20 protein-coding genes and 1 pseudogene are annotated in these 25,606 nt (G+C 63.9%); 14 read left to right on the top strand and 7 right to left on the bottom strand.

From position 1 onward, the window contains the following. Positions 1–100 precede the first annotated feature (100 nt). The 3 genes from ACVILI_RS22340 (at position 101) to ACVILI_RS22330 (ending at position 3,403) form a co-directional block, all read left to right on the top strand. On the top strand, positions 101–661 hold the full coding sequence (locus ACVILI_RS22340; RefSeq protein ID WP_027046948.1) for an RNA polymerase sigma factor: 561 nt from the start codon (positions 101–103) through the stop codon (positions 659–661). Positions 662–663: 2 nt separating this feature from the next. After that, a complete protein-coding gene (locus tag ACVILI_RS22335; protein ID WP_038647378.1) occupies positions 664–2,769 on the top strand; it encodes a vWA domain-containing protein in 2,106 nt (701 codons plus the stop codon). A 364-nt stretch (positions 2,770–3,133) separates the two neighbouring features. Then, a complete protein-coding gene (locus ACVILI_RS22330) occupies positions 3,134–3,403 on the top strand; it encodes a hypothetical protein (RefSeq protein WP_027046947.1) in 270 nt (89 codons plus the stop codon). Between the two features lie 9 nt (positions 3,404–3,412). On the opposite strand, the gene bmt is transcribed toward ACVILI_RS22330, so the two are convergent. Both bmt and ACVILI_RS22320 read right to left on the bottom strand, forming a co-directional pair. Further along, complete coding sequence (bmt, locus tag ACVILI_RS22325; protein WP_019858688.1) at positions 3,413–4,435, bottom strand: betaine--homocysteine S-methyltransferase; 1,023 nt, start codon at positions 4,433–4,435, stop codon at positions 3,413–3,415. Between the two features lie 148 nt (positions 4,436–4,583). Continuing rightward, positions 4,584–5,441 carry a helix-turn-helix domain-containing protein gene (locus ACVILI_RS22320; RefSeq protein ID WP_027046946.1) on the bottom strand — a complete coding sequence of 286 codons (858 nt, stop codon included), beginning with the start codon at positions 5,439–5,441 and terminating at the stop codon, positions 4,584–4,586. 230 nt (positions 5,442–5,671) lie between these two features. On the opposite strand from ACVILI_RS22320, the gene ACVILI_RS22315 reads away from it, so the two are divergent. Further along, positions 5,672–6,682 carry a fatty acid desaturase gene (locus ACVILI_RS22315; RefSeq protein ID WP_027046945.1) on the top strand — a complete coding sequence of 337 codons (1,011 nt, stop codon included), beginning with the start codon at positions 5,672–5,674 and terminating at the stop codon, positions 6,680–6,682. A gap of 86 nt (positions 6,683–6,768) precedes the next feature. Then, positions 6,769–7,596 (top strand): phosphate/phosphite/phosphonate ABC transporter substrate-binding protein, encoded by an 828-nt coding sequence (locus tag ACVILI_RS22310; protein WP_038647376.1) that lies wholly within the window; start codon positions 6,769–6,771, stop codon positions 7,594–7,596. On the opposite strand, the gene ACVILI_RS22305 is transcribed toward ACVILI_RS22310, so the two are convergent. The 3 genes and pseudogenes from ACVILI_RS22305 to ACVILI_RS22295 all read right to left on the bottom strand — a co-directional run bounded on the left by ACVILI_RS22305 (position 7,561) and on the right by ACVILI_RS22295 (position 13,150). Further along, entirely contained in the window at positions 7,561–8,916 is a 1,356-nt protein-coding gene (locus tag ACVILI_RS22305) for a M24 family metallopeptidase (RefSeq protein ID WP_019858679.1), read from the bottom strand. The two genes, ACVILI_RS22310 and ACVILI_RS22305, sit on opposite strands and share 36 nt — an antisense overlap. A gap of 9 nt (positions 8,917–8,925) precedes the next feature. Next, entirely contained in the window at positions 8,926–11,496 is a 2,571-nt protein-coding gene (locus tag ACVILI_RS22300; protein ID WP_038647375.1) for a GcvT family protein, read from the bottom strand. A gap of 75 nt (positions 11,497–11,571) precedes the next feature. Then, positions 11,572–13,150: pseudogene (locus ACVILI_RS22295) on the bottom strand (trimethylamine methyltransferase family protein). Positions 13,151–13,406: 256 nt separating this feature from the next. Here ACVILI_RS22295 and ACVILI_RS22290 point away from each other — a divergent pair. The 7 genes from ACVILI_RS22290 to ACVILI_RS22260 all read left to right on the top strand — a co-directional run bounded on the left by ACVILI_RS22290 (position 13,407) and on the right by ACVILI_RS22260 (position 20,918). Beyond that, positions 13,407–14,582, top strand: a complete 1,176-nt coding sequence (locus tag ACVILI_RS22290) for an MFS transporter (protein WP_038647373.1) — start codon at positions 13,407–13,409, stop codon at positions 14,580–14,582. A gap of 92 nt (positions 14,583–14,674) precedes the next feature. After that, on the top strand, positions 14,675–15,835 hold the full coding sequence (locus ACVILI_RS22285; protein WP_038647371.1) for an MFS transporter: 1,161 nt from the start codon (positions 14,675–14,677) through the stop codon (positions 15,833–15,835). 78 nt (positions 15,836–15,913) lie between these two features. Then, positions 15,914–17,977: a prolyl oligopeptidase family serine peptidase gene (locus ACVILI_RS22280; RefSeq protein WP_240564647.1), complete on the top strand. Its 2,064-nt coding sequence runs from the start codon at positions 15,914–15,916 to the stop codon at positions 17,975–17,977. Between the two features lie 152 nt (positions 17,978–18,129). Further along, a complete protein-coding gene (locus ACVILI_RS22275; protein WP_080643747.1) occupies positions 18,130–18,255 on the top strand; it encodes a capsid protein in 126 nt (41 codons plus the stop codon). Positions 18,256–18,305: 50 nt separating this feature from the next. Continuing rightward, entirely contained in the window at positions 18,306–19,685 is a 1,380-nt protein-coding gene (locus ACVILI_RS22270; protein WP_038647369.1) for an aspartate aminotransferase family protein, read from the top strand. A gap of 138 nt (positions 19,686–19,823) precedes the next feature. Next, positions 19,824–20,189 (top strand): hypothetical protein, encoded by a 366-nt coding sequence (locus tag ACVILI_RS22265; protein WP_027046943.1) that lies wholly within the window; start codon positions 19,824–19,826, stop codon positions 20,187–20,189. A gap of 84 nt (positions 20,190–20,273) precedes the next feature. Continuing rightward, positions 20,274–20,918: a cytochrome c oxidase assembly factor Coa1 family protein gene (locus ACVILI_RS22260; RefSeq protein WP_038652878.1), complete on the top strand. Its 645-nt coding sequence runs from the start codon at positions 20,274–20,276 to the stop codon at positions 20,916–20,918. Between the two features lie 282 nt (positions 20,919–21,200). Here ACVILI_RS22260 and mmsB read toward each other — a convergent pair whose 3' ends face one another. Both mmsB and ACVILI_RS22250 read right to left on the bottom strand, forming a co-directional pair. Next, the gene (gene mmsB, locus ACVILI_RS22255; RefSeq protein WP_038647367.1) at positions 21,201–22,085 is read right to left on the bottom strand and encodes a 3-hydroxyisobutyrate dehydrogenase; all 885 of its coding nucleotides are present in this window, start codon (positions 22,083–22,085) and stop codon (positions 21,201–21,203) included. A 26-nt stretch (positions 22,086–22,111) separates the two neighbouring features. Continuing rightward, a complete protein-coding gene (locus ACVILI_RS22250; RefSeq protein WP_019858667.1) occupies positions 22,112–23,278 on the bottom strand; it encodes an isobutyryl-CoA dehydrogenase in 1,167 nt (388 codons plus the stop codon). A 142-nt stretch (positions 23,279–23,420) separates the two neighbouring features. Here ACVILI_RS22250 and ACVILI_RS22245 point away from each other — a divergent pair, with 142 nt between their 5' ends. Then, a complete protein-coding gene (locus ACVILI_RS22245) occupies positions 23,421–24,035 on the top strand; it encodes a dimethylsulfonioproprionate lyase family protein (RefSeq protein WP_019858666.1) in 615 nt (204 codons plus the stop codon). Beyond that, positions 24,035–25,510, top strand: a complete 1,476-nt coding sequence (locus ACVILI_RS22240; RefSeq protein ID WP_038647365.1) for a cobyric acid synthase — start codon at positions 24,035–24,037, stop codon at positions 25,508–25,510. The genes ACVILI_RS22245 and ACVILI_RS22240 overlap by 1 nt, the downstream gene beginning before the upstream one ends. Positions 25,511–25,606: the final 96 nt, after the last annotated feature.

The raw sequence follows: 25,606 nt of genomic DNA, 5'->3' as shown, positions 1-25,606 counted from the left end.
ACCTTTTCCCGGTAGAACGGGGAGGAGGAAGAGGCGGTGCGTAAAAAATCTTTGCATCACCCCAAGGATTAGCCATTAGCCTTCGTCCAACAGGCAAATGATGGCGATGATGCTGGATGAGAGCGAAGCCTCCGACGCCGAACTGATCGGGCGGGCGAAGGGCGGAGACAGGGGTGCCTTCGGCAAATTGCTGGAGCGCCACTACGACTTCGTCTATCGCGCCGCCTATCGCTGGTGCGGCAAGAAGGCGGATGCCGAAGACATCGCCCAGGAAGTCTGCGTCCGGCTCGGCAAGGCGATCCGCGACTATCGCGGCGGCGGCGCCTTCACGACATGGCTCTATTCCGTGACGATGAATGCGGCGCGCGACATGATGCGCAAGACCGCGCGCGAGACCGTGAAGACCGAGGCCTATGGCGTCCATGCGCTGATTTCGGGCGAGGCCCCGGCCGAGAGCGAGGATCCGGCCGAGGCGCTGTGGACCGCGGTGCGGCAGCTTCCGGACAAGCAGCGCGACGCCGTACTGCTGGTCTATGGCGAGGGCTTGAGCCATGCGGCCGCCGCCGAGGCGATGGCGATCTCGGAGACGACGGTTTCCTGGCACATCCATGAAGCGAAGAAACGGCTGAAGGCGCTGATGCGTTCAGCCGGGGAAGTGTGACCATGGTCGACGACAACGAACTCAACAGACTGCGCGATATCGCGGCACCGGCGCCGGGTGAGAGCGCGAAGGCGCGCGCCTTCGAAGCCGCCCTGCGTGCCTATGATGAGGAAAATATTTCTGCCGTCACCCAAGGATCGGTCGGCGGCCTTCGTCTCACAGAGCGAGCACAAAAGCTCTGGAGCGAGATCATGCAAAAGAAACTCATCGCCACGCCGGCTCTTGCCGGGCTCGTCGCCCTGCCGATCGCCGGATACGCCACCTTCCATCTGCTGAGGGAACAGCCGGCCAAATTCGGCGGCGACGAAAAGATCACCGAGACGCTGGCCGACAAGCCGGCGACGTTGAAGCCGGCCGAGCCGAAGCAGGCTCCAACCGAACTGGCGAAGGACAAGAAGGCCGACGCGGATGTCGAAAGCCGCGACGCGACCGGCGTGCTTGTGGCGCCGGCGTCGCCGCCGAAATCCGAAGCCGCCCAGGCCGGCGGCACAGCTCAGCAGACTGCCAATGAACGCGCGGTGTTGGCCGAGCCGGCACCACCGGCGCCAACGGGTGAATTCGCGCTGAATAGCGCCGCGCCGAGCACGTCGCGGCTCGCCCGCGCGCCGGCTGCCGAGTCCAAGCTGATGGCGCCGCAGCCGACCATCGCGCCGGCGGATCAGATCGCGCCGCAGGAGGAAAACCGCAACCGCGTCCAGGATTTCAAGACCAATCCGGTGCATGCGGCGCTGGAAGATCCGGTCTCGACTTTCTCGATCGATGTCGACACGGCCTCCTATTCCTTCGTGCGCCGCTCGCTGAAGGAAGGTGCGGTGCCGCAGGCCGACACGGTCCGTGTCGAGGAGATGATCAACTACTTCCCCTATGACTGGAAGGGACCGGATTCGGCGTCGACGCCGTTCAACTCGACCGTCAGCGTCATGCCGACGCCGTGGAACGGGCACACCAAGCTGATGCATGTCGCCATCAAGGGCTTCGACATCAAGCCGACCGAGCAGCCCAAGGCCAATCTGGTCTTCCTGATCGACGTTTCGGGCTCGATGGACGAGCCGGACAAGCTGCCGCTGCTCAAGTCGGCATTCCGGCTGCTGGTCAGCAAGCTCAGGGCCGACGACACGATCTCGATCGTCACCTATGCCGGTGAAGCCGGCACCGTGCTGATGCCGACCAGGGCTGCCGAGAAGGACAAGATCCTCAATGCCATCGACAATCTGCAGCCGGGCGGTTCGACGGCCGGTGAGGCCGGCATCAAAGAAGCCTACAAGCTTGCCCAGCAATCCTTCGTCAAGGACGGCGTCAACCGGGTGATGCTGGCCACCGATGGCGACTTCAATGTCGGACAGAGCGACGATGATGATCTCAAGCGCCTGATCGAGCAGGAGCGCAAGAGCGGTGTCTTCCTGTCGGTGTTCGGCTTCGGACACGACAATCTGAACGACCAGATGATGCAGACCATAGCCCAGAACGGCAACGGCACCGCCGCCTATATCGACACGCTGGCCGAGGCGGAAAAGGTGCTGGTCGAGGATGCCTCTTCGACGCTGTTCCCGATCGCCAAGGACGTGAAGATCCAGGTCGAGTTCAACCCCAACAAGGTCTCGGAATACCGCCTGATCGGCTACGAGACCCGGGCGCTCAACCGCGAGGACTTCAACAATGACCGCGTCGATGCCGGCGATATCGGCTCGGGTCATTCGGTCACCGCGATCTACGAGATCACGCCGAAGGGCAGCGGCGGCGAGCAGATCGATCCGCTGCGCTATGGCCAGGCCACGGTCAACAATGGCGGCGTCGCCAATGCGGACGAATATGCCTTCGTCAAGATCCGCTACAAGCTGCCGAACGAGGATGTCTCGAAGCTGATCACCACGCCGGTGACCTCGGCCAACGAGGTGGCGTCCTTCGACCAGGCCAGCACCGACCAGCGTTTCTCCGTCGCGGTGGCTGCCTTCGGCCAGAAGCTGCGCGACGAGGATGCGACCGCGAAGTTCGGCTACGACAAGATCATGGAGATTGCCACTGCCGCCCGAGGAGCCGACCCGTTTGGATACAGGTCCGAGTTCCTCTCGCTTGTGCGCCTTGCCTCGGCGCTGGGTGGTAACCGGTAGTGGCGATGACGGCCGGTTTCCTTCGGATGGGATCGTTCTGACAGGGGAAACCGGCCCACGGGCGGGTGAGGCAGGCCGGCGAGGGGTCATTCCCTTGCCGGCCTTTTTTTGGATCCGTCGATATTCAGGTGAGGCCGGCCTGCAAACGATGGTTTCCTGCGCTTCCGGTGCTCACGTACCCAAAAGTACGCTCCGCTCCGGTTCTCGGAACCCATCGTTTTCGACTCGACCTGACCTGAATCTCAACGGATCCCTGGCGCAGCGTTAACCGGCATGATCGTTAAATTGCGCGAGATTTCCGGTACCGGATCGCAATTTCCTGTTGCTACACCGGACTTGTTTACAGGGCTTGAGGGAGCCGGAATTGCAGATCAGGACTATCGCCAACTCGCCGCCGCCGGTGCGGGACGCTTCGACGGTTTCATCAGCCCCATCGGCCGAATCCAGACGCATCAGCGACGATGTCGCGCAGGCGCGTCACACTGCAATGTCGGCGCTGACCAACGACCGCTTCCGCGCCATGCTGGAACAGATCACCGATCCAGCTTCTTCCGGCGCGCTGATGACGATGCGCGGCGACAATGTCGTCGATTTCAGGTCGGCGCAATCGAGCTACGCCGACAACAGCGAATAATCGAAATCCTCAGGCCCGGCTGCGGCGGCGCTCGCGGCGGGCCTCGCTGGTCTCGGCGGTGTTTTCCGTCGCCACCTTGTTGCGCATCGGACCGATGCGCTCGACGATCGTCTCGACCGTCGGACGACCCGCCTTGGTGTGGGCGTCGAGTGCCTTGCGCATGGCGGCAAGGTGCTGGAACGAAGTGCCGCAGCAACCACCGACAATCTTGGCGCCGGCATCGACGGCGAGGCGAACATAGTCGGCCATCAGTTCCGGCGTGCCGGAATAATGGATCTCAGTACCGCGGAATTCCGGAATGCCGCAATTGCCCTTGACGATCACCGTCGCCTGCGGCTTCGCCTCGGTCATGTCGAGCAGCGAGGCCAGGATGTCTGAAGCGCCGACGCCGCAATTGGCGCCAACGCCGAGCGGTGCTTCGGACAGCCCGTCAACGACGCCATGGATGTCTTTCGGCAGCAGGCCCATCATGGTGCGGCCGGCTGTGTCGAAGGAGCCGGTATAGGTGTACGGGAGGCCGACGCGGATGGCGGCTTCGGCGGCGGCGCGAATCTCGTCGGGCGCCGACATGGTCTCGATCCAGGCGACTTCGGCGCCGCCTTGCTTGAGGCCCTCGATCTGCTCGGCAAAGGCGTCGACAGCTTCGTCATAGGTCATGGCGCCAAGCGGCACCAGCAATTCGCCGGTCGGGCCGACGGAGCCGGCAACGATCACCTTGCGGCCGGCCTTGTCGGCGACGGCGCGGGCAATCTCGGCGGCGCGCTTGTTGAGCGCTTGCACGCGATCCTGCGCATGGTGGAGTTTCAGCCGGTGGCGGGTGCCGCCGAAGGAATTGGTCAGGATGATGTCGGCGCCGGCATCGACGAAATTCTGGTGCAGGCTGGTGATGGTGTCGGGCGCCGTCTCGTTCAGCAATTCCGGCGCCTCGCCGGCCTCCAGGCCCATCGCGAACAGATTGGTGCCGGTGGCGCCATCGGCCAGCAGCACGCCCTTTTCAGCCAGCAGGGCATCGATCGGATTGGTGGTGGTCATCGGATTGGCTTTCGTGTTTCAAATTCGAATAAGGATATAAAGAAGTCTTTATGTCTAGTCAATGATTTGTGGCGGCCTCGGCAATGCGAATGGCGTGGCCCTCAACCATGTCGGGGTCCAGCAATCGAATGACCATGATTGCCGTCGATCAGACATAGCCTGACGGGAACGACATGCCGGCCAGATTGCGGGCGAAGGCGGCGGCCTCGTGCGGATTGACGTCGGCGGCGCGGATCAGATTGTCGAAATGCTGGGTCAGCGCCTGGACCGGCTGGGTGGCGTTCAGCACGACATACATGTCGCCGACATAGATGGCGGCGCGATAGGGGCCGAAGATGGTGAGCGGGATCGAATAGCGCATGCGGCCGTCATAGAGAAACAGCCGGAAGGTCGGGTAGAGATCTTCGAGCAATGTCGCCATATGGGCGAGCTGCTGCCGGCGGTCGGCCTCGGGAAAACGATCCCACACACCGAGGCCGCGCGCGAAAATCTCCAGCGTGTGGCGCGGCATGCAGACTTCCATGTCGGTTTCCGGGCGTCGGTTGTATTCGATGCGGTATTGCGTCTCGCTGGCCTGTGCCAGGCGGCTCCTGTTGGTGATGTTGGCCTCGTAGTCGACCAGCGCGCGGGTCCGCAGCAGATCGGGAATGCCTGCGGGCACGTAGCGGATCTTGGTGCCGGCTGCCTCGGCGAACCATTTGGCGAGCAGCGTGCGGTCGAAACCGTCGGGCGCCTCCTCGATCTCCAGGCTTTCGCGAATTTCGCCGGTGACGCCTTCGTCCTGGCTGAGGCCGAGCAGCCAGTCCAGCGACACTTTGAATTCGGCGGCGATGTTGAGCAGCGTTTCGGCGCGCGGCAAGCGCGTCGAGGCGCCCGACATCAGCTGCGACAACGCCGAGCGGTCGATGCCGACTGCTGACGCGAAGGCCGACTGATTGAGGTCGGATCGTGTCAGGAGCAGCTTCAGACGCTCCCGGAAAATTGCTGACAGATCGCGTTTGTCCATCGTCCGCTTCTCCGAATCTTGAGGAAAAATTTGCACCGAAACCGTCCACGGAGGTGCCTCAGGCGTAAATGAATCCCTAAGCATGTTTACAATGTGTAACATGTGCAGTCAAAAATGCGCAATCGCAACAGTTTGTATACTTTGTCGCGTTGAGTGGAATCGCTTCTCCTGACACTATGCTGTCAGGAACCAGTTGGGGTTCCGACGACTGAGGGGCAGTGGTCGATAGCATGACAGGCAAGAGCATCAAGCGACGCAACACACCGGCCATCGAGTGGCCGACCGCGGTTCTCGCTTTCTTCTGTTACGGAACGTGGCTTGCCACCGGTTTCCTGCTCTGGCCTTCCCATCCCATCGTGGCCCTCGCTCTCCTTGGCTTCATTCTCGCACTGCAGTCGTCGATCATGCACGAAGTGCTGCATGGCCATCCGACGCGCAGCGCGCTGATCAACGAGGCCTTCGTCTTCCTGCCGATCGGCCTGGTCTGGCCGTACCGCCGCTTCAAGACGCTGCACCTGCGCCACCATGCCGACGAGCGGCTGACCGATCCGCTCGACGATCCCGAAAGCTACTATCAGGCGCTGTGGCAGCACGACGATTTGCCGCCGACGATGAAGTTCCTGCTCAAGATCAACAACACCATGGCCGGCCGTTTCTTCCTTGGCCCGTGGCTGTCTTGCATCGGCTTCTTCATTGACGATTTCAAGCAGATGATGGCCGGCGACAAGGCGATCCGCAAGGCTTGGCTGCTGCATGCGATCGGCCTCGCCATCGTGGCGCCGATCGTGCAGTTCGGCTTCGGCATTCCGCTGTGGCTCTACATTCTGGCGCCGGTCTGGCTCGGCCAGTCGCTGATCGCGATCCGCACCTTTGCCGAGCATCAGTGGTCCGAGCATCCGGAAGGCCGCACGGTGATCATCGAGCGCTCGCCGCTGTCGTTCCTGTTCCTCAACAACAATCTTCACTTCGTCCATCACAAGACGCCTACGGTGGCCTGGTACAAGCTGCCGAGACTGTTTCGCGAGCGTCGTGACGAGTGGCTGCGGATGAACAATGGCTATGCCTATCCGAACTATTTCGCGCTGATCAAAGCCTATGCCTTCAAGGCTAAGGAGCCGATCGTGCATCCGGTGCTGCGGCGTGCGCCTGAGCACGGCCGGGCGTTCAAGCCGCGCATCCGGGCACGCAACATCAATGGGCTCGGCACGGCGCCGGTGCCCGCCGAGCCGCCCAAGGAATAATTCGCGGCATCCCTCGTGTCGGCCAATTCTGATTGGACGCCGCGTTTTTGTGGTCCTTTTTACAGACGTGATGATTTGATATCGGCATGAGCGAACTGGTTGCGGCATTGCCCATGTATGACTGGCCCGAAGTGCGCGGCGAGGTCGACGCGCAATGGGGGCAATTGCGCGATGCCTTCCGGCAAAAGGGCATCGACGCGCCGCAAGCCATCGCGCGCAGCAATGGCGATCTGCCGCCGGTGCCGGGCGGCATCCATGATGCCCAAGGGGCGCTGATCGCGCCGGATCCTTCGACATTGCCGCCGGGCGAACTCGATTATCACAAGCTCTGGCTGCATCCGGCGCTGCTGTTCGCGCAGACCTGCTGGGGGCCGATGGAACTCGGTCTGTCCAGCCATGTGCAAGTGATCGGCCAGCCAAGCTATGACGCCTATGAGGGCGGGCAGGGCGAACTCTATTCCAGCGCGCTGGTGATGCGGACGGGCGAGGGGCCGGAAGCTCGCTCGCCCGCGGACGGCAAGGCCTTGCTGCCGCTCGACCTGTTCCGTGGCAAGCGCTTCACCTTCAACAGCCTGGATTCCATGTCGGGCATGATCGGGCTGACGCGTGATCTGCAGGCGGCCGGCGAAAGCCTCGATATCTTTTCCTCGCGCAGCGAAAGCGGCGGTCATCGCGCTTCGATCGTTACTGTTGCCGAGGGCAGGGCAGATGTCGCAGCAATCGACTGCGAAAGCTGGGCGCTGGCGCAGCGTTTCGAACCGGCGGCACGCAAAGTCGTGATCGTCGGCTGGACGGCGCGGCGCAAGGGCTTACCCTTCATCACCGCCAGGACGACGCCGGAAAAGACAGTCCGGGCAATGCGCGAAGCCCTTGCCAGCCTAAGCGAGCAGCCTCGCATCCAACGGGTAGGTTGAAAGCTGCTCATTGCCGGTCTCGGTGATCAGGATCTGCTCCTCGATCTTGACGCCTTCGCGCCCGCCAAGCCTGCCGATATAGCTTTCCACGCACAGCACCATGCCGGGTTCGATCACGCCGTCCGGCGTATCCGGCGTCCAGTCGCTGGCATGCGGCAGCGTGGGGTATTCGTCAGCCAGGCCGACGCCGTGGTAGAGCACGCCGTAGCGGGTCGAGAAGCAGTCTCCCGGCGGCACCGCCGAGCGCTCGACAAGGTCGCGAAACGAGATGCCCGGCTGCATCAACTGCGTGTTGTGCTCGATCTGGTCGGCGGCGATGCGGAACAGGTCGCGCTGCTCATTGCTCGGCTTGGCATCGCCGCACAGCCAGGTGCGCGACAGGTCTGCGCAGAAGCCGTATGGGCCGATCAGGTCGGTGTCAAAGGCAACGAGGTCGCCGGCCTCGATGATGCGCGACGAGCACTCCTGGAACCACGGATTGGTGCGCGGGCCGGACGTCAGTAGCCGCGTTTCGATCCATTCGCCGCCGCGCGCAATGTTGCCGCGGTGCAGCTCGGCCCACAGTTCGTTCTCGGAAATGCCGGGCTGCAGAGCCTGTTCCATCTCGCCCATCGCCGCCTCGCAGGCGACAATGGTGCGGCGCATGGCGAGGATTTCGTCCGGTGATTTGATCAGCCGGGCATTCTCCATCACCGCTTCGCCATTGCCGATGGAGATGCCGAGACGGGCGAGTTCCTCGACGCCTTCTGGATTGATGTGATCGACCGCGATGCGGCTGTTGCCGCCGCCATGTTCCCTCACCAGATCGGCAATGCCGGCGGCCCAGCGGCGGACCTTTTGCTCCGTGAGTTCGCCGCTGTAGAGATACATCCACGAGACAGCCGGGCGCACTTCGTCGACGACGCCGGAATGGTCAGACAGATGCTCGCAGGAGAAATAGTCGAACAGCACCACAGGGCCTTCGGTGGCGACGAAGCAATGCCGCGTCGGATTGTGCGCCACCCACAGCTGCATGTTGGTCGAGTCGGTGGCGTAACGGATGTTGACGGGGTCGTAGAGCAGGGCGCCGGCATAGCCGCGCCGCTTCAGCTCGGCGCGGATGCGCTCCAGCCGGTATTTGCGCATCGCCGGAAGATCGGGGGCGGCAATGCCTGCCGCCGCCCATTCTGCTTCAGCCTGCGCGCCATAGCCCAGCACATGCTGGTTGAGCGACGCCGCCTTCTGGCGGGAGCCTTCACGCAATTCCTCGATCGAGCCAGGCTCGAACGGCATGATCTTGCGATGGCGGCCGAAGCCGCCTTTTGGCGCCGCGCCGTCCATGGCTGAACCTCAGGTCCGCATCTTCTCGCCGCTCGGGTCGAAAGGCGCCTCGACATTGATGCGCGCCGGGCGACGGTGTCCGAGGATCTCGATCTCGAACAGGCCGGCACTTTCGTCCTCAGCGAGTGCCGCAGGAACGTAGCCCTGCGCCATCGACTTCTGGACATAGTGGGCATAGCCGCCCGACGTCACCCAGCCGACCACGCGCCAGTCGCCATCGACGATGCCGCGCACGGCAGAAGCGCCTTCGGCAGCCTTGGAGCCACGCACTTCCTCGCCCTTGTCGTCGAAGCGCGGCGCGCCATAGCCATGCGGCTTTTCCACCGTGCCAAAATCCTTGCTGACCTTGGCCCAGATCGGCTCGTCGCCCATGACGTCGGCATCGGCGGCGTCGACGATGAAGGAGACGCGGCGCAGTTTCGGGCCTTCCGCCTGTTCCTTGGCAGCGGCTTCGCGGCCGATGAAATCGTTCTTCTCGAGCTTGATGAAGCGGTCCATCGAGCCTTCGAATGGTCCGTAGATCGGCCGCAGCTCGCGGAACCAGGTCGGGAAGTTCTTTTCCAGGCGCATTGAGAGCAGGGCGCGCATGCCGAAATCGACCAGGCCGAATTCCTCGCCGGCATCCTTGATCGCCTTATAGACCAGGCGCTGGTAGGCCGGCGCCATCCAGATCTCGTAGCCGAGATCGCCGGTGTAGGTGATGCGGTTGACCATGCAGGGGGCGCCGCCGACTGCCATCTCGCGGAAATCCATGAAGCGGAAGGCTTTGGTCGAGATGTCCGTATCCACGAGCTTTTGCAGCAGATCACGTGACTTTGGTCCGGCGATCGACAGGCCGACCAGCGTCTGGTCGAAGCGATGGATGCGCACCGAACCGTCTTTCGGCAGGTGCTTCTCGAACCAGCGCATGTGGTATTTCTGCGCGGCCGAAGAGCCCCAGATCATGAAGCGGTCTTCGCCGGCCTTGGCGATGGTGAAGTCGCCGATCAGCTTGCCGAATTCGTTGATCATCGGGGTTAGCACGATGCGGCCGGTCTTCGGCATGCGGTTGGTCATCAGCCGGTTGAGGAACTCTTCCGCGCCCGGCCCCGACACTTCGTATTTGGCGAAGTTGGCGATTTCGGTGACGCCGACGCGCTCGCGCGTGGCGCGCACTTCCTCGCCGATCGGGCCGAAATCGTTGGAGCGGTGGAACGAGACGATATCCCTGGGCTCCTTGCCCTTCGGCGCGAACCAGAGCGGGGTTTCAAGGCCCCACGAGTCGCCCATGACGGCGTTGTTGGCGAGCATGGTGTCGTAGAGTGGGGTCGTCTGCGCCGGGCGTGCGGCCGGCAGTTCCTCATTGGGGAAGCGGATCGAGAAGCGGCGCGAATAGTTTTCGCGCACCTTGGCGTTGGTGTAGCGCAGACCGGCCCATTCGCCGAAGCGGGCGACATCCATGCCCCAGACGTCGAAGCCGGGATCGCCATGCACCATCCAGTTCGACAGAGCGAGGCCGACGCCGCCGCCCTGGCTGAAGCCGGCCATGACGGCGCAGGCGCACCAGAAATTGGTCAGGCCCTGCACCGGACCGACCAGGGGGTTGCCGTCGAGCGCGAAGGTGAAGGGGCCGTTGATGATCTGCTTGATGCCGGCCTTCTCGATGCCGGGGAAGTGCTTGAAGCCGATTTCCAGCGACGGCGCGATGCGGTCGAGATCGGGCGGCAGCAGTTCATGGCCGAAATCCCAGGGTGTGTTGACCGGCGACCATGGCTTGCAGGCTTTCTCATAGGTGCCGAGCAGGATGCCGTTGCGCTCCTGGCGGGTGTAGATCTCACCCTTGAAGTCGAGCACGCCGATCATCTCGCGGCCGGTCGACTTGTTGAACTCCTCGACCTCCGGCATCGGCTCGGTCAGGAGATACATGTGCTCCATGGCCAGCACAGGCAGTTCGACGCCGACCATGCGGCCGATCTCACGCGCCCACAGGCCGCCGCAATTGACGACATGCTCGGCGTGGACCGTGCCCTGTTCGGTGACGACGTTCCAGGTGCCGTCGGGCTGCTGCGTGAGATCGACGACGCGGTTGCGCAGCACGATCTCGGCACCGAGTTTCTTCGCCGCCTTGGAATAGGCGATGGTGGTGCCGGACGGGTCGAGATGGCCTTCGACTGGATCCCACATGGCGCCGACGAAGTTCTTCTCATCCATCAGCGGGAACATCGCCTTGGCTTCGGACGGTGTGATCAGCTCGGTGTCCATGCCGAGATAGCGGCCCTTGGCGTGGGCCAGCCGCAGGAAGTCCATGCGCTCCGGCGTATCGGCCATCATCACGCCGCCGGTCAGGTGCAGCGAGCAGGACTGGCCCGAGATTTCCTCGATCTCCTTGTAGAGCTGCACGGTGTAGGCCTGCAGCTTGGCGACGTTGGGGTCGCCGTTCAGCGTGTGGAAACCGCCGGCCGCGTGCCAGGACGAGCCGGAGGTCAGCTCCGAACGCTCGATCAGCATGATGTCGGTCCAGCCGGCCTTGGCCAGGTGATAGAGCACCGAGCAGCCGACGACACCGCCGCCGATGACAACCGCTTTTACATGGGATTTCATGAAGATAGGTCCGTTTTTGCGTAAATTGAATCAGAGGTTTCGGTCGCTGGCGGTCACGACGCCCGCCATGCACGATCAAAAATCGGTCGGCGCGCCGCCTTCGGCCGTGCGCTTCTGGACGAAGTCGTTGAGTTCCTCGCGGATCGCCGGATCCATGTAGGGCTCTTCATAGGATGCCAGCCGTTCCTTCCAGACCTTGTTGGCCTTCTCCATCGCCGTTGGCGAGCCAGCTTCCGCCCAGGTCTCGAAATTGCGCCAATCGGAAATGATCGGCGAATAGAAGGCGGTCTTGTAGCGGTCCTGCGTATGCTGGGTGCCGAAGAAATGGCCGCCGGGGCCAACCGACTGGATGGCGTCGAAGCCGAGCGCCTCCTCTGACAGGTCGAGCGGGGTGAGGAATTCGGCCACCATCTGCAACAGGTCGATGTCGAGAATGGTTTTCTCGTAGGAGCAGCGCAGGCCGCCCTCGAGCCAGCCGGCGGCATGCATCATCAGATTGCCGCCGCCCTGGATGGCGCCCCACAGCGAGAACACGCTCTCATAGGCCGCCTGCGCGTCGACCGTGTTGGCGGCGCAGGTGTTGGAGGTGCGGTAGGGGATGTTATAGCGGCGGGCAAGCTGGCCGCCGACAAGCTGCGCCTTCATATATTCGGGCGTGCCGAAGGCCGGTGAGCCGGACTTCATGTCGACATTGGAAGTGAAGCCGCCATAGCCGACAGGCGCGCCCCTGCGCACCATCTGGGCAAAGGCGATGCCGGACAGCGCCTCGGCATTCTGCTGCACCAGCGCGCCAGCGATGGTGACCGGCGCCATGGCGCCCGACAGGGTGAAGGGCGTGACGACAACGACCTGGCCCTTGCTCGACATCTGGATGATACCTTCCATCATCGGCACGTCGAGCTTGAGCGGCGAATTGGTGTTGATGATGGTGAAGACGGACGGCTCCTCGAGCAGTTGCTCGTGGCTGATGCCGCGCGCGATCCTGGCGATCTCGATGCCGTCGACATTGCGCTCCTTGCCGAGCGAATAGATGTGAAACACCTTGTCGGTCAGCGTGGCGAGGTCGCGGATGCATTCGAGGTGGCGCACCGACGGATGGATATCGGTCGGCTCGACCGGATAGCCGCCGGTGCAGTTCAGGATGTTGTGCATCTGCGCCAGGCGCAGGAAATTGCGGTAGTCGGCCTGGTTGCCGGGTCGGCGGCCTCGATCGATGTCGGAGCAGTTCGGCGCCGACGCCATCATCGAGATGATCAGATTGTCGCCGCCAAAGCGCACATTATGCGCAGGGTTGCGGGCATGGATGGTGAATTTCCGACGGGCAGTGCGAGATGAGTTCGAGGATCATGTCGCTGTCGAAGCGTACGCGCTCCGAGCCTTCGCGCACATCGGCGCCATGCGCCTTCATGATGCGGCGGGCTTCGTCGTGCAGGACGTCGACGCCGATTTCCCTGAGCACGCGCAAGGAGGCGAGGTGGATCGATTCCAGCTCGTCTTCCGACACCAGCCTGGTCGGCGCCAGCGGGTTTTTCAGCTGGCGGAAAGCCGGTTGCTCGAACGCGGCCGAGCCTCCGGCGCGCTTTCCGGCGCGGCCGCCACGGCGGGCACGGTCGGGTGCCAGGGCCGGTTCTAAGGGGTTTACGGCGGCGGTCATGATGGTCCTCGTAGGATGCGAATAGCGGGCGGCATAATGGACCGGCGGCCCGCCGGCCATTGCGGAGGCGGCGACCACTAGGGCGAGGGAAGCGACATGCCGGAACGGCAGCTGTGTGGCCGCGGCATCGCCTGATCACCGCGCTGTTGGCGCAAGCGGATTTAGCTTACCGGCCCTTTCTTTCCCCGAATTGAACCCGTAGCTGGTGGGCCTTGCCGGCAGGGAGGTCAGCCGGCACCTCACATGGAATGATGGAATGGTCGCAACCAGCTCGAGCGAAGGCGAAGCGGGGACGCAGTGGGCAGCGCTCGCCGGCGTCACCGCGGCACTTGCCATGTTCGGCGCCGCGCAAGGGCTGAGCTCACCGCTGTTCACGCTTTTGATGCAGAAGCAAGGCATGTCGCCCGGGCTGATCGGCCTGTCGGCGGCGATGATGCCGCTCGGCCTGATCCTGTCGGCCTCGTTCGTGCCAGCGGCGGTGCGGCTGGTCGGTGCGCGCAACCTGGCGGTCGGCTGCTCGCTGATCGGCGTGCTGTGTTTCCTCGGCATCGGCTATCTGCAGAACTGGATGGCCTGGTACATCATCCGCTTCATCATCGGGGTCGTCATCAATCCGCTCTATATCCTCGGCGAGGTCTGGGCGCTGTCGCTAGCGCCGCCTTCGCGGCGCGGCCGGGTGATGGGCGTGTTCAACACGCTGATGGGCGCCGGTTATGCGGCGGGGCCCTTCACCCTGACCTTCGTCGGCACGTCGGGCTGGGCACCCTTCAGCGTCGGCATCGGTGGCTTCGTGCTTTGCGCGGTCATCCTGCGCCTTGTCTCCTCGAAGCTTACCGGGTTCGAGGATGACGGGCAGCCAGCCGGCAGCTTTGTCGGCTTCGCCCGGCTGGCGCCGGCGCTGCTGCTGGCCGTGCTGGTCTCGGCCGCCGTCCAGCAGAGCACCTATGCGCTGGTCCCGGTCTTCGGCACCGGCTATGGCCTGCCGGAAGCCGTGCTCGCCGCGCTGGTGATGGCACTGTCGCTCGGCAACATCCTGCTGCAGATCCCGCTCGGCCTGCTGGCGGAACGGTTCGGTGGCCGCCCGATGATCGTAGCCTGCGCGGTGGCGACGGCAATCTGCGCGGCGCTGCTGCCGCTGCTGATCACCACGCCGCTGATCTGGGGCGTGCTGCTGGTGATGGGCGCGGTGGGCTACGGCGTCTATACGATGGCATTGGTCGAACTCGGCAGCCGCTTCAAGGGCACGCTGCTCGTCACCGGCAATGCGGCCTTCGCCCTGCTGTGGGGCGTTGGCGGCATTGTCGGCCCGCCGGGCGCCGGCCTGCTGATGCAAGGCATCGGCCCGCTGGGCCTGCCCGTGGTGATCTTCGGTCTCGATGCGGCTCTGGTCGCCTTCGCCTTGTTCCGCTCCTCGCAACGCCGAGCCACCTGACATGGATCTGGCTGGAGCAAGCGCTTTCCGCCGGCGGGGCTTACCGCTGTTTGGCCGAGCCGGTAATCCTGCCGGGCACCAACGGTAGGACCATGGCCGCGGCGGATTCGAAAACTGGCGAAGGAATGCAATGGGCGGCGATCACCGGCGTGATCGCGACCGTCTCGGTGTTCGCCATCGCGCAGGGGCTGTCCTATCCGCTGCTGAGCTTCATCCTGCAGCGCCAGGGCGTCTCGCCGGCGATGATCGGCCTGTCGGCGGCCATGACGCCGATCGGCTTCATCGTCTCGTCGCTGGTGATCCCGGGGCTGGCGCGGCGGTTCGGGGCGGGGCGCACGGCGCTTACTTGCGCCGCGCTCTCGGCCGTCGTGCTGGCGCTGATCGGCTGGACGCAGAATGTCTATCTGTGGCTTCCGCTGCGCTTCCTGATCGGCGTGGTGACCAACCCGCTATATGTCTTGAGCGAGATCTGGGTGATTGCCCTTGCGCCGCCGGCCAGGCGCGGGCGCATCATGGGCGTCTATTCGACGATCATTTCGGCCGGCTTCGCGGCCGGCCCGCTCTGCCTGCTCGCCGTCGGTACGCAGGGATGGCCGCCCTTCCTCGTCGGTATTTGTGCCTTCGTGCTATGCGGCATGTGCCTGGCGTCGGTGCTGCCGCGCCTGCCGAAGGTGGACGAGGCCGGGCATCGGGTTTCCGTTCTGGGCTTCGTACCGATGGCGTGGCTGCTTCTGTTGGCGGTCATCGTGGCCGCGGGTTTCGAACAGGGGGCGCTGGCCTTGCTGCCGGTCTATGGCAACCACTATGGTATCGCGGAAGCCCGCATGTCGGCGCTGCTGTCGATGATGATCGCCGGCAACATTGCCATGCAGGTGCCGCTCGGCCTGCTGGCGGAGAGGCTGACCGCACGCCTGGTGCGGCTCGCCTGTGTTTCCTTGACCGTGCTCGGATGCGTGTTGCTGCCGCTTCTCATCGAAACGCCGCTGATCTGGCCGATGATCTTCGTCTGGGGAGCGGTCTCCTACGGCATCTACACGATGTCGATCATCGAGCTGGGCGAGCGTTTCACCGGCTCGACCCTGGTCGCCGGCAACGCCGCCTTCTCGCTGATGTGGGGCGTCGGCGGCATAGCCGTGCCGCCGCTGGCCGGCAGCGCCATGGATATACTGGGTGCGAGAGGCCTGCCGATCACGCTTTGCCTCATGTGCCTGGCCCTGACGGTCGCGAGCCTCGCTGGTCGCGCGAAGGCCTAAATCCTTGGCTGCAACTCTTGAATATCGGACGCGGCATGTCGATGTTGCATGCCCAAGCATTGCCTATTTGGAGATTCCATGACCAAGCCCATCGCCAAGCCAGAAGCCGATACCGCGGACCCCTTCCTCTGGCTGGAGGACAGGACCAGCAAACAGTCGCTCGACTGGGTGCATGGCCAGAACGAGATCGCGGTTGGCGAATTGCAGGGCGATCCTTCGTATCAGGCGTCGTTCCAGACGGCACTCGACCTGATGACGGCCGAGGACAACATCGCCGTCGGCGCGGCTGTAGCCGGCCACGTCTATAATTTCTGGCAGGACAAGACCAATGCGCTCGGCCTGTGGCGCCGCACGACGGTCGCTTCCTACAAGACCGAGCAGCCGGTCTGGGAAACGATCATCGACTTCGACGAGCTTGCGGCGAAGGAGGGGATAAAATGGGTGTTCAGCGGTGCCAGCCGGCTCTATCCGGACTTCAGCCGCTGCCTGCTGTCGATGTCGCCGGACGGCGGCGACGCCAGCGAGATGCGCGAATTCGACATCGAAACCAGATTGTTCATCGAGGGCGGGTTCCGTGCGCCGGCTTCCAAGTCGGGTTTCGGCTGGCTGGACAAGGACACGGTCATCGTCTCGGCGGCGTTCGAGGAATCCGACAAGACCGAGTCCGGCTACCCGCGTGTGATCAAGCTCTGGAAACGCGGCACGGCGCTGGAAGAGGCGACGCCGATCTTCGAGGCGCAGAAAGACGATCTCGCCGCAGGAGCCGGCGTCGAGTTCGACGGCGAGAAGCGTCACGTGTTCCTGGCGCGGGCTATCAATTTCTTCGCGTCGCACAGTTTCCTGCATCTCCCATCTGGCGAAAACAGGCGCATTCCGCTGCCCGACGACGCCACCGACACATCGCTTTTCAAGGACCAGCTGGTGTTCGGGGTGCGCACGCCATGGATGGCACCGGATGGCACGGTGTGCAAACCGGACGGGCTCTATTCGCTCGATTTCGCGCACTGGATCGAAAGCGGCGGTTTCGGCGCCATCGAAACCTTGCTGGCGCCGGCGCATCGCGTGTCCATCGCCGGGCTCGCCAGAACGCAGGACCGGCTGTTCGTCAGCCTGATGGACAACGTGCGCGGCAAGGTTCTCGTCTGCGAGCGCAAGAATGGCGCCTGGTCGCTGAAGCCGGTCGCGTTGCCTGAGAACGGCACTGTCGGCATCAGCCATGCCGAGCGCTTCGGCTCCAGCGTGTCCTTCTCCTTCACGGATTTCCTGACGCCGAGCTCGATCATCTGGTCGGATGACGACGGCGAGACGCTTGCCACGGTGAAGTCGCAGCCGGCGCGCTTCGATGCCGCGCCGCTGATCTCGGAACAGTTCGAGGCGCGCTCGAAGGACGGCACGATGATCCCATACTTCGTCGTCCGGCGCCGTGACCAGAAAGGGCCGGTGCCTACGCTGCTCTACGGTTATGGCGGCTTCGAAGTGCCGCTCTTGCCGGGCTATGCCGGCGTGCGCGGCAGGCTGTGGCTGGAGAAGGGCAATGCCTATGTGCAGGCCTGCATTCGCGGTGGCGGCGAGTTCGGGCCCGCCTGGCACCAGGCGGCGCTGAAAGGCAATCGCCAGAACGGTTTTGACGATTTCGCCGCGGTGGCCGAGGACGTCGTCAGGCGCGGCATCGCGACGGCTGCCTCGCTCGGTATCCAGGGCGGCTCGAATGGCGGCCTGCTGACCGGCGTTTCGCTGACGCAGCGCCCGGAACTCTTCGGCGCCGTCATCATCGAGGTGCCGCTGCTCGACATGCTGCGCTACACCGAATTGCCGCCCGGCGCCTCATGGATCGCCGAGTATGGCGATCCGTCGAAGCCGGAAGACGCCAGGTGGCTGTCCGCTTATTCGCCCTACCAGCATGTCAGGGCGGGTGCCGCCTATCCGCCGGTGCTGCTGACGACCTCGACCGCCGATGACCGCGTCCATCCCGGCCATGCGCGCAAGATGGCGGCTCGCCTGCAGGAGGCCGGCCACGCCAGGACACTGTTCTTCGAGGAGACCGAAGGCGGCCACGGCGGACGGGGCGACCGCCGGCCGCAGGCGGCGCAGACGGCGATGAAATATGTGTTCCTACAGCGGGCACTGAGAGCCAAGGTATAAGGCGCGTCGCGACGCGCTTTATGCCTTTGTTTTCGTGCATGTCGTTCTCCTAAGACCGGGACCACCTTTGGGCGACATGCATAGAAGTATTCCGTCATGGGCCAAGCAAAGGGTGGTTCACCTCGGCCAGCCTTTGCTCTAAGGTGCCGGGCATGGCTCCTGCTATGATCTTTGTCTGCACGTTCGGGGTCGCGGTGACACCGTCGCCGCGCACGCTGCGCGCGGAGCTTTTGCGACTGTGCGCCCGCATCGGTTATTCGCCGCCCGCCAGCCTCTGATGCATTCGCCCCGGCGCCAGCCGGACTGAATCCAGAGGAAAGAATCAGACATGACCTATCAGAATTATTCGCTGAAGCAGCTTCAGCAGATCGACGCCGCGCACCATCTCCATCCCTTCACCGACCACAAGGAATTGCGTGAAGCGGGTTCGCGCATCATCACCCACGCCAATGGCCCGTTCATCTACGATTCCGAAGGGTTGGAATTGCTCGACGGCATGGCCGGCCTGTGGTGCGTCAACATCGGCTATGGCCGCGACGAACTCGCCGAGGCCGCCTACGCCCAGATGAAGGAACTGCCTTACTACAATTCCTTCTTCAAATGCTCGACGCCGACGCCGGTGCTGTTGTCCAAGAAGCTGGCCGAGATCGCGCCGAAGAACGTCAACCAGGTGTTCTACGGCTCCTCCGGCTCGGAAGCCAACGACACCGCCTTGCGTCTTGTACGCCACTACTGGGTGATCGAGGGCAAGCCGGAGAAGAACCGCATCATCTCGCGCAAAATGGCCTATCACGGCTCGACCATCGCCGCCACGTCGCTCGGCGGCATGGATGCCATGCACAAGCAGCTCAACGGGCCTGTGCCCAACATCGTGCATGTGATGATGCCCTATGCCTATGAGCTGGCGCTGCCGGGCGAGAGCGATCATGATTTCGGCCTGCGCGCGGCCAAATCGGTCGAGGACGCTATCCTCGAGGCCGGCGCCGACAAGGTCGCGGCCTTTATCGGCGAGCCGGTGATGGGCGCGGGCGGCGTCAAGATCCCGCCGGCGAGCTACTGGCCCGAAGTGCAGCGCATCTGCCGCAAATATGATGTGCTTTTGATGCTGGACGAGGTCATCACCGGCTATGGTCGCACCGGCGAGTGGTTCGCGGCCCAGACCTTCGGCATCGAACCGGACACCATCACCACGGCCAAGGCGCTGACCTCGGGCTATCAGCCGCTGTCGGCGCTGCTGGTCGGCGACCGCATCACCTCGACGCTGGTCGAGAAGGGCGGCGAGTTCAACCACGGCTACACCTATTCCGGGCATCCGGTGGCCTGCGCCGTGGCCTTGAAAAACCTCGAGATCATCGAGCAGGAAGGCCTGGTCGAGCGCGTCAGGAACGACACCGGGCCTTATTTCGCCAAGGCCTTGCAGGAGCGCATCGCCGGGCATGACCTTGTCGGCGAGGTGCGTTCGATCGGCCTGATGGGCGCGATCGAGATCGTCAAGGACAAGGCGACCAAGGAGCGGTTCCTGCCGTCGGGAAGTGCCGCGGTGACGGTGCGTGACCATGCCATCGCCAATGGCATGATGCTGCGCGCCACTGGCGACACCATGATCCTGTCGCCGCCGCTGATCTGGACCCGCGACACGATCGACATGGCCTGCGAGCGGATCGGCAAGGCGCTGGATCTGGCGCAGGCCGATCTGCGCAAGCGGTAAGGCGAACCTCGACCGGGCGTTTCTTCAGGGGAACGCCCACCCTCGAGAAACATACTGCCTCCATGGGGAACAAACTTCACCCTCCGCGCGTAGTGTGTGGGGCGGCAGCCATCCGGCTGTAGCAAGGGGTTCATTTCCATGAGAAAAACCGGCAAGAGCCGACGCGCGCAAGAAGCGGCCAGCATCGGCGCTGACCTGATGTTGGCGCCGATGGTGGCGATGATGCGCCTGCCGTTGATGGCGATGGACGCCGGCAGCAGCCAGCCCTGGGGCACCGAAAGCGCGCGTGCGGTGAACGAGAAGACCGCGGCAATCGCCGAGGGCGCGTTCGCGGCGCAAATGTCCTTCCTGCAGTCGGCATCGCGATTCTGGCCGGAACTCCTTTCCGGTCGCACGCCGTCGCTGTTCAACGGCGTCGCGGCCGAACTGTCGATCAGCGCCGCGCTCAAGCCCGCCAGCCGCGCGGTGAAGGCGAATTTTCGCCGGCTGTCGTCAAAGGCTTGAAATAGACCCTGCCGAACTTTGATTTTGCGCATTGTCGAAATCATGGTCTAGAACCAATCGGCATACGCACCGATGGGGGACATCATGGCCGGACAACCGCTCAACCAGCCGGCTGAAATCCCGGCCGAGCTCGACCGTTGGAACTGGGGTGCCTTCTTCCTCAACTGGATCTGGGGCATCGGCAACAGCACTTTCATCGCGCTGCTGGCACTGATCCCGGTCGTCAATCTCGTCATGATCTTCGTGCTCGGCGCACGCGGCAGCCGCTGGGCCTGGCAGAACCGGGCCTGGCGCGACGCGGAGCAGTTCCGCAAGACGCAGCGCAACTGGGCAATCGCCGGCCTTGCTATCTGGGTGCTCAGTATCGGGGGCTGTGCGACGGCGGTCGGCAGCATCCCCTTCATGTTCAAAGGCAGTGACGCCTACCACATGACCATGGACGCCGTGCGTGCCGATACCCGGGTCAAGGCGGCCATTGGCGACGACGTAACCGACAATTTCTGGGTCGGCGGCCATCTCAACGTCAGTGCGAATGGAACGGGCGACGCCCAGTTCAGCATTCCCGTCCACGGCGCCAAGGGCAAAGCCACCGTGTTTTCCCATATGGTCCGCAATGCCGGCACGTGGAGCATCCGCCTGCTCGTGGTCAGGGTTGATGGAGTGGACGCGCCGATCGTGCTGACCAACGAAGATCATGTGCCAATCCCGAATGCGGCGATTGGAATATAGACATGAGCCTTGAGTGAGCGCGGCAGAAATGCAAAAACCGCGCTCCATCGGGAACGCGGCTTTGCCAGATACGCATGGCGTTTCGCTACGCAAACACTTGGCGAAACTTACGGGCTCCGGTACGCGAGACCTGATCCGGAGCGCCGGGCGGATGCGATATGTCCGCCTCGCAGTCCGTTTTATAGCGACATCGTTACCGCAGAGTTATCGAGAGCTTAAGCAAATCTAAATTTGCGGTTCTTCTGGCGGGATGATCCGGAAAAAACCCATCAAATCCGTTGGTTACGCTGGGTTACCCCTGAGAAAATTAATTATGCCGGAGAAATCGGCGCCGCCATGCCCCTGGGCGTTGAACAGGGCGTAGAGCTGTGCCGCTTCGGCGCCAAGCGGGGTCACCGCGCCCGCGCTCTGTGCGGCTTCCTGCGACAATTTCAGGTCTTTCAGCATAAGGGCAGCGGCAAAGCCCGGTCTGTAATCCCTGTTGGCGGGCGAGGTCGGCACCGGGCCGGGCACCGGACAATAGGTGGTCAAGGACCAGCATTGGCCCGAAGAGGTCGAGGCGACCTCGAACAGCGCCTGATGCGACAGGCCGAGCTTTTCAGCCAGCACGAAGGCCTCGGCGACGCCGATCATCGAAATGCCGAGGATCATGTTGTTGCAGATCTTCGCCGCCTGGCCGGCGCCGTCGCCGCCGCAATGAACGATGCGCCCGGCCATCGGCTTCAGGGCCGGCTCGGCGGCGGCGAAGGCGTCTTGCGAGCCGCCGGCCATGAAAGTCAGCGCGCCGGCCGCCGCCCCGCCGGTGCCGCCCGAAACGGGCGCGTCGATGGAGAGCAGGCCGTGTCTGGCGGCAATCGCATGCGCCTTGCGCGCCGACTCGACGTCGATCGTCGAGGAATCGATGAACAGCGCACCTTTTTTGGCCCCCGGCGCGATGTCCTCGTAGACCGACAGCACGTGCTTGCCGGCAGGGAGCATGGTGATGACCACATCAGCGTCCTTCACCGCCGCCAAGGCATTGGCCATGATCGTCACGCCATGTTCTTTTGCCACTGTCAGGTTTTCCGGCACTAGGTCGAAACCGTTTACCGCATGCCCAGCCTTGACAAGGTTGGCGGCCATCGGGTTGCCCATGTTGCCAAGACCGATGAAGGCGATCGTCGTCATTGTCTCACTCCCGGAGTTTGCTGGCTTCAGCGACCAATCAAGGCACGCGCGATGATGACGCGCATGATCTCGTTGGTGCCTTCGAGGATCTGGTGCACCCTGAGGTCGCGCACCAGCTTCTCGATGCCGTAGTCGTGCAGATAGCCGTAGCCGCCGAGCAGCTGCAGTGCATTGTTGGCGACGTTGAAGCCGGTGTCGGTGACGAAGCGCTTGGCCATGGCCGACCATTTACCGGCATCCGGCGCCTTGCGGTCGAGCTTGGAGGCGGCGGCATAGAGGAAGATGCGCGCTGCCTGCAGCTCGGTCTCCATGTCCGCCAGCCTGAACTGCAGCGCCTGGAATTGATTGATCTTCGAGCCGAATGCCTTGCGCTCGGCGGTGTAGGACAGCGCCTTGTCGAGCGCAGACTGGGCGCCGCCCAGCGAACAGGCGGCGATGTTCAGCCGGCCGCCATCGAGCCCGGCCATGGCGATGCCGAATCCCGCGCCTTCACCCGACAGGAGGTTTTCCGCCGGCACCTTGCAGTCCTCGAAGATGACCTGGCGGGTCGACTGCATGTGCCAGCCCATCTTGTGCTCGTTGGCGCCGAAGGAGAGGCCGGGCGCATCTTTCGGCACCACGATGGTGGAAATGCCTTTCGGCCCGTCGGCGCCGGTGCGCACCATGACGGCATAGACGTCGCTGTCGCCAGCGCCCGAGATGAATTGTTTGGCGCCGTTGAGGACATAGTCGCCGCCGCTCTTCGCCGCGCGTGTCTTCAGCGCCGCGGCGTCCGATCCGGAGCCCGGCTCGGTCAGGCAGTAGCTGGCCAGCCATTCCATCGAGGTGAGCTTCGGCAGGAAGCGCTGGCGCTGCTCGTCGTTGCCGAAGCGGTCGATCATCGAGGCCACCATATTGTGGATCGAGATGAAGGACGAAAAGCCCGGATCGGCATGCGACAGCGCCTCGAAGATCAGCACAGCGTCGAGGCGGCCGAGCGCCGAGCCGCCGACATCGTCCCTGACATAGATGCCACCGAGGCCGAGCGGCCCGGTCTCGCGGATCACATCGGCCGGGAAATGCTTCCTGCGATCCCAGTCGAGCGCATTCGGCGCGACGCGGTCGGCGGCGAAGGCCTGCGCCATCTCCTGGATGGCGCGCTGTTCCTCGTTGAGTTCGAACTGGCTGGTGCTCGCATCGACCGCGGCGTCCATGGCGTTCTCTCCCTATATGCCAGCTAGCCCGCTGGCCTGTCGTTTTTGGCTTTGCGCGCGCATCAATCTAGACCAATGATGCCGCCGCGCAACCCGACCCGCTGCGGAGCGGCTGTGCACCAATGCATGCCCGGAGCGAGATGTGACGACAAAATTCGATGAGCTGCTTCGGCAATTCCACGCCTATCTCGCTTGCGTGGACAATGCCCTGGTGCGCGACGCCGTGGCCAGCATCGGCTGGGATATGCCGGCCAGCGCGCTGGAGCCGCATAGGATCAGCTGCGTGCGCCATCTCGACCGTGCCGCCGAGCTGGCGCCACCTGCTGCGAAAGCGTTGGTGCAATGGCTGGTGGAGCATCGCAACGGATTGCACTGGGGGCAGACGTACACCGAGACGGATTTCGGCAAGGCCTTCATCGACAATTATGGCTGGCTGGAAGTGTTCGGCACGCGCGGCCATTTTGCCAATGACGAAGTGGCCGCCGGCCTGCTGATCCTTGGGCCGGAGATCGTCTACCCCGACCATCATCACGTCGCCGAGGAGATCTACATTCCGCTGACGGGCGGTACGGAATGGCGCATGGGCGAGGGCGGTTTTCGCGTGCGGGAGGCGGGCGAGGTCGTCCACCACGCCTCGAATGTCAACCACGCGATGCGAACCGGCAAAGAGCCGCTTCTGGCGCTCTACATCTGGCGCGGCGGGCCGCTGGCGCAGAAATCCACGATCACCGGAACCGCCACGCAGGGCCGAAGCTGATGGCCAGGGCGATCATGCTGCAAGGCACGGGTTCGGATGTCGGCAAGACGGTGCTGGTCGCCGGCCTGTGCCGCGCCGCGAAGAAGCGCGGGCTCAAGGTGCGGCCGTTCAAGCCGCAGAACATGTCGAACAACGCCGCGGTCGCCGACATTCCCGGCGACAACAGCAAAAGCGGCGGCGAGATCGGCCGCGCGCAGTGGCTGCAGGCGATCGCTTGCGGCGTTGCGCCATCGGTGCACATGAATCCGGTTCTGCTCAAGCCGCAGACCGATATCGGCGCGCAGGTCATCGTGCAAGGCAAGGTGTTCGGCGAGGCGCGCGCGCGCGATTACCAGGCGCTGAAGGCCCGATTGATGGACGCCGTGCTGGACTCCTGGGGCAAGGTCGGCGAGGGCGCCGATCTGGTCATCGTCGAGGGCGCCGGTTCGCCGGCCGAAATCAACCTCAGAAGCCGCGACATCGCCAATATGGGCTTTGCCACGCGTGCCGATGTGCCGGTTGTGCTGGTCGGCGACATCGATCGCGGCGGCGTCATCGCCTCGGTCGCGGGCACGCATCTGATCCTGCCGGAAGAAGACCGCCGCATGATCGTCGGCTACCTCATCAACAAGTTCCGCGGCGATGTCTCGCTGTTCGATGACGGCCTCAAGGCGATCGAGAGATTCACCGGCTGGCGCTGCTTTGGCGTCGTGCCGTGGCTCAAGGCGGCGGCGCGGCTGCCTTCGGAGGATTCGGTGGTGCTGGAGCGGCTGGCATCCGGCGAGGCGCGGGCGCTGAAGGTGGCGGTGCCGATGCTTGGCCGCATCGCCAATTTCGACGATCTCGATCCGCTCAAGGCCGAACCGCAGGTCGAGGTGGTGTTCGTGCCGCCGGGAAAGCCGCTGCCGGCCGACGCCGGGCTGGTGGTCATTCCCGGCTCCAAATCGACGATCGGCGATCTCATAAGATTCCGCGAGAATGGCTGGGACCGGGATCTTGCCGCGCATCGCAAGCGCGGCGGCCATGTCGTCGGCATTTGCGGCGGCTTTCAGATGCTTGGTCGCAGGGTGCGCGATCCCGACGGCATCGAAGGCAGTGTCACCGAGGCCGAAGGGCTTGGCCTGCTCGATATCGAAACGGTGATGGAGCCGGAGAAGACGGTGCGCAATGTCAGCGCCCGCTCGGTCCAATTCGACCTGCCGCTCGAAGGCTACGAAATCCATCTCGGCCGCACCTCCGGCCCGGACACGATGCGGCCGTCGGCGATCATCAACGGCGTTGCAGACGGTGCGATCTCCGCTGATGGCAAGGTGTCAGGCACCTATATGCACGGCCTGTTCGGCGCCGACGCTTTTCGCGGAAAATTCCTCGAAAGCCTCGGCATAAAGGGCGCCGGCATCGACTACCGCGCTGACGTCGAACGGGCGCTAGACGACGTCGCGGCCGAGCTGGAGAGCCACCTCGACTGCGACGCGATCTTCGGCCTGGCTCGGTGAGGCGTGCCGATACTCAGGTGAGGCCGGCCTGCAAATGCCGGTTTCCTGTGCTTCCGGTGCTCACCTACTTGAGTACGCTCCGCTCCGGTTCTCGGT

This window comes from Mesorhizobium sp. USDA 4775, assembly GCF_054062655.1.
This window is presented reverse-complemented; position numbering and strand designations above follow the sequence as displayed.